The organism is Streptomyces sp. FH025 (assembly GCF_017427025.1).
Lineage (GTDB): Bacteria > Actinomycetota > Actinomycetes > Streptomycetales > Streptomycetaceae > Kitasatospora.
On record NZ_JAFLNG010000578.1, the window covers coordinates 1 to 5,070 of the forward strand.

At 72.4% G+C, this 5,070-nt stretch carries 3 protein-coding genes; all 3 read right to left on the reverse strand.

What is annotated here, in order from left to right:
* Positions 1 to 725: DegV family protein (locus J0670_RS29740; RefSeq protein WP_207814798.1), on the reverse strand; the 725-nt coding region annotated here is incomplete at its 3' end.
* Positions 726 to 852: 127 nt separating this feature from the next.
* Positions 853 to 1,623 (reverse strand): hypothetical protein, encoded by a 771-nt coding sequence (locus J0670_RS29745; protein WP_207814799.1) that lies wholly within the window; start codon positions 1,621 to 1,623, stop codon positions 853 to 855.
* Between the two features lie 343 nt (positions 1,624 to 1,966).
* Positions 1,967 to 4,846: a leucine--tRNA ligase gene (gene leuS / locus J0670_RS29750; protein ID WP_207814800.1), complete on the reverse strand. Its 2,880-nt coding sequence runs from the start codon at positions 4,844 to 4,846 to the stop codon at positions 1,967 to 1,969.
* Between the last annotated feature and the right edge of the window lie 224 nt (positions 4,847 to 5,070).

Below are 5,070 nucleotides of genomic sequence, written 5' to 3' on the forward strand. Positions count from 1 at the left end.
AGCGGCTCGGCCCGCTCCTCGGCCGCCAGGTGGTGGACGGCGATGTCCACCTCTCCCTCCCCCGACCGCTCGACCGCGATCTCCTCCAGCCGCGCGATGGCGCGCGAGGACGTCCGCACCTTCTCCAGCGGTTCGATCCGCCCCCCGTCCAGGTGCAGCAGCGGCTTGACCGCCAGCGCCGACCCGAGCAGCGCCTGAGCCGCCCCGATCCGCCCGCCCCGGCGCAGGTGCTCCAGGGTGTCCACGTAGAAGAACCCGCTGGTCACGGCCCCGCGCCGGCTCGCCGCCTCGGCCGCCTCCGCCAGTCCCCGCCCGGCCGCGATCGACTCGGCCGCCGCCAGCACCGCGTACCCGAGGGCCATGCCGACCAGCCGGCTGTCCACCACCCGCACCGGTACGGGAGCCTCCGCGGCCGCCAGCCGGGCGGCCTCGACGGTGCCGGACAGCTCGCCGGAGATGTGCACCGAGACGATCCCCTCCGCCCCGGCCTCGGCGGCCGCCCGGTAGGCGGCGGCGAAGGTCTCCGGGTTGGGCCGGGAGGTGGTCACCCGCTGCTTGCCGCGCAGCGCCTCGGCGACGTCCTTCGGCGAGATCTCGACGCCCTCGCTCAGGACCGAGTCACCGACCGCGACGCTCAGCGGGACCACCGTGATCCCGTGCCGGTCGAGGGCCTCCTGCGACAGATAGGCCGTGGAATCGGTGACAAGTGCGAGGTCGGAGGGCATGAGGCGGAGGTTACTCCCCGTTCGTCCGGTAGGACAGCGCCCGTCGTCCGGGTAGGACAGCGTCCGTCCCCGGCACTAGCGGGGCGCTCTGACCGGCACCCGCGGGGCGCTCTCAGCGGAGCGGTACTCAGCCCGCCGCCGGCTTCCGCAGCCGCTGCGCAAGCTTCGTCAGCGGATCGGCCAGCCCGAGCAGTTCCTCCGCGCCCGGCCGCCCCTTCCCGTCCGTCAGCCCCGCGCGGGCCGCGCCCGGTGCCTTGCCCGCGCCGGAGGAGGCGCCCGAAGGGGCGGCACCCTGAGCGGCGGCACTCGGAGCAGAGGAGCCAGCGGAACCCGGGGCGGTCTTCGCGGAGTCCCAGTGCCGCAGCGCCCCCGCCTCGCTCTCGCACTCCTGGCTCAGCCGGCTCAGCTCGTCCTCGGCGAACCGGTGCATCCGGTCCTGCGCCGCCCACCGCATGGTCTCCGCCGAGTGGACGATCCGCTCCGACCGTTCCCGCAGCTCCGGCAGCTTGGCCGCGATCCGCGCGGTGTCCGGCTCGCGTTCGAGCATCCGCAGCTCGCCGTCCAGCTCCGCCGCGTGGGCGTCGAGCCGGGTGAGCAGTGCGAGGGCCTCGCCGAGCTGGCCGTCCTGCGGCAGGCCGCTCTCCAGCACCTGCCGGGTGCCGTCCAACGAGGTCCGCAGCTTGAGCCGGACGGCGGCGATCTGCCCGGGCGGGCCGACCTTGGTGTAGGTCTTCGCCTTGAGGGTGGCGGTCTCGACGGCGCGCCGGGCGTTGGCCTCGTGCTTCTCGACCTTCGCGGCGACGGCCTTGGCGGCCTTGACCGTCCCGACCACGGCCAGGACGAGCACCGCGATCCCGAAGAGCAGGACCAGGCCGATCACCACGCCGAACACGTCCATCGCGCGCCACCTTCCGCCGCCGTTTCGGCCTCCACCGGGCCCAACGCGGGCCGTATTGCCGTGGGTTCCACGGTAGCCGCCGCAACCGGCCCCGGGGCGGTCGGAACCGGCCGCGCGGGCGGAGATCAGGGACAGATCCGGGATCTCCCCGAGGGCCCACGACACACCGGAAGCCGGACCGGAGGAGCACGGAAGAGCATGGAAGACACACGAGAACCGCAGCCGAAGCCAGCAGACGCCACAGCCACAGCCACAGCCACAGCCACAGCCGAAACGAACCGGGCGGGCGCCCCGAAGGACACCCGCCCGATCACATCGGATCAAATCCGGTCAACCCGCACCCTCACCCGGTGACGATGTTCACCAGCTTCGGCGCCCGAGCGATCACCTTGCGCACCGCGGCATCCCCGATCGCCGCGACGACGGCCGGGTCCGCCAGCGCCAGCGCCTCCAGCTCGGCGTCGGTGATGCTCGGCGCGACCTCCAGCCGGGCCTTCACCTTGCCCTTGATCTGGACGACGCAGGTCACCGACTCGTCCACCACGTACGCCGGGTCCGCGACCGGGTAGTCGGTGTGCGCCAGCGACTCGGTGTGGCCCAGCCGGCGCCACAGCTCCTCGGCGATGTGCGGGGCCAGCGGCGCGACCATCAGCACCAGCTGCTCCGCCACCGCCCGCGGCGTGGAGCCGCGCTTGACCAGGTAGTTGTTCAGCTCGATCGCCTTGGCGACGGCCGTGTTGAAGCGCAGCCCGGCCATGTCGCCGCGGATGCCGTCGATGGCCTTGTGCAGGGCGCGCAGGGTCGCCTCGTCCGGCTCCTCCTCGGTGACGACCAGTTCGCCGGTGGCCTCCGAGACGACGTTGCGCCACAGCCGCTGCAGGAAGCGGTACGAGCCGACCACGGCGCGGGTGTCCCAGGGGCGGGAGACGTCCAGCGGGCCCATGGACATCTCGTACAGGCGCAGCGTGTCCGCGCCGTACTCGTCGGCGATGTCGTCCGGGGCGACGGCGTTCTTCAGGGACTTGCCCATCTTCCCGGCCTCGCGCTTGACCGGCTCGCCCTGCCAGAAGTACTTGCCGTCGCGCTCCTCGACCTCGGCGGCGGGCACCGGGAAGCCGCGCTCGTCGCGGTAGACGTCCGCGGTGATCATGCCCTGGTTGAACAGCTTGTGGAACGGCTCGACGGAGGACACGTGGCCCAGGTCGTGCAGCACCTTGTGCCAGAAGCGCGCGTACAGCAGGTGCAGCACGGCGTGCTCGGCGCCGCCGACGTACAGGTCGGCGCCGCCGGCCGGCTTGGTGTCCGTCGGGCCCAGCCAGTAGCCCTCGTTGGCCGGGTCGACCACGGCCTCGGTGTTCGACGGGTCGACGTAGCGCAGCTCGTACCAGCACGAACCCGCCCAGTTGGGCATGGTGTTGGTCTCGCGGCGGTACTTCTTCGGCCCGTCGCCCAGGTCCAGCTCGACGTTGACCCAGGCCTCGTTGCGGGACAGCGGGGTCTCGGGCGAGGAGTCGGAGTCGTACGGGTCGTAGGTGCGCGGCGAGTAGTCGTCGACCTCGGGGACCTCGACCGGCAGCATCGACTCGGGCAGCGCGTGCATGACGCCGTCCTCGTCGTAGACGACCGGGAAGGGCTCGCCCCAGTACCGCTGGCGGCTGAACAGCCAGTCGCGCAGGCGGTAGTTGACGGTGCCCTCGCCGATGCCGCGCTCGGCCAGCCAGGCGGTGACGGCGGCCTTGGCGTCGACGACGCTCAGCCCGTCCAGGGTCAGCTCGTCCTGCGAGGAGTTGACGATGACCGAGTCGTAGGTGTCGAAGGCGTCGTCCCAGGCCGCCGGGTCTTCGCCGCGCCCGTCGGTGGGCTCGACGACGCAGCGCATCGGCAGGCCGAAGGCGCGGGCGAAGGCGAAGTCGCGGTGGTCGTGGGCGGGGACGGCCATGATGGCGCCGGTGCCGTAGCCCATCAGCACGTAGTCGGCGATGAACACCGGTACGGGCTCGCCGCTGACCGGGTTGACGGCGTAGGCCCCGGTGAAGACGCCGGTCTTGACCTTGGCCTCGACCTGCCGCTCGACGTCCGACTTGGCGGCGGCCGCGGCGCGGTAGGCGGCGACGGCCTCGGCGGGGGTGGCCGCGCCGCCGGTCCACTCGGCGGGCACGCCCTCCGGCCAGGCGGCGGGGACGATCGTGTCGACCAGGTCGTGCTCGGGCGCCAGCACCATGTAGGTCGCGCCGAACAGGGTGTCGGGCCGGGTGGTGAAGACGGTGATCTTCCCGCCGTCGACGGCGAAGTCCACCCGGGCGCCCTCGGAGCGACCGATCCAGTTGCGCTGCTGCAGCTTGATGGCCTCGGGCCAGTCCAGCAGGTCCAGGTCGGCGATCAGGCGGTCGGAGTACGCGGTGATGCGCATCATCCACTGGCGCAGGTTGGACTTGAACACCGGGAAGTTGCCGCGCTCGGAGCGGCCGTCCGCGGTGACCTCCTCGTTGGCCAGCACCGTGCCCAGGCCCGGGCACCAGTTGACCGGCACCTCCTTGGCGTAGGCCAGCCGGTACTCGCCCAGCACCTCGTCGCGCTCGGCGGCGGACAGCGCCGCCCACGCGCGCCCGCCCGGCACCTCGCGCGAGCCGGACTCGAACTCGGCGACCAGCTCGGCGATCGGGCGGGCCTTGCGGGCGGCCTCGTCGTACCAGGAGTTGAAGATCTGCAGGAAGATCCACTGGGTCCAGCGGTAGTACTCCGGGTCGATCGTGGAGATCGAGCGGCGCGGGTCGTGGCCCAGGCCCAGCCGGCGCAGCTGCTGGCGCATGTTGGCGATGTTGGCCTCGGTGGAGACCCGCGGGTGGGTGCCGGTCTGCACCGCGTACTGCTCGGCGGGCAGGCCGAAGGCGTCGTAGCCCAGCGTGTGCAGCACGTTGTGGCCGGTCATCCGCTGGTAGCGGGCGAAGACGTCGGTGGCGATGTAGCCCAGCGGGTGGCCGACGTGCAGGCCCGCGCCCGAGGGGTACGGGAACATGTCCATGATGAAGCTGTGCGGCTTCGCGGCGACGTCACCGGCGGACGGGTCGGCCAGTGCACCGGTGGGGTTGGGGGCGTGGAAGGTGCCCTCCTTCTCCCAGATGTCCTGCCAGCGGGACTCGATCTCCGCCGCCAGCGCGGCGCTGTACCGGAACGGCTCGGTCGCGGTCTCGGCCGCGCCGGACGCAGGGGTCGTCTCGCTCATGGTCCTTCAAGCTCCATCGATGTCAGTTGGCGAACCGCGCGACGCGGCCGGCCCGTGGACCCGTCCCATGACGCGGGCGGGGGCGGAAAACAAAAAATCCCCTCGCAGGAGGGGACGCCACGCCGACTCCGGCACCGCCCGAGGGCGCAGCCGGTCCTGGTCAGCGCGGCCGGCTAAGGAGCAGGCGCACGGTTCGCATGGGCTCAGGGTACCGCAAGCGGGTC

Coding starts and splice junctions, on each gene's coding strand:
- J0670_RS29745 (WP_207814799.1), bottom strand. CDS start 1,623: ATGGACGTGTTCGGCGTGGTGATCGGCCTGGTCCTGCTCTTCGGGATC.
- leuS (WP_207814800.1), bottom strand. CDS start 4,846: ATGAGCGAGACGACCCCTGCGTCCGGCGCGGCCGAGACCGCGACCGAG.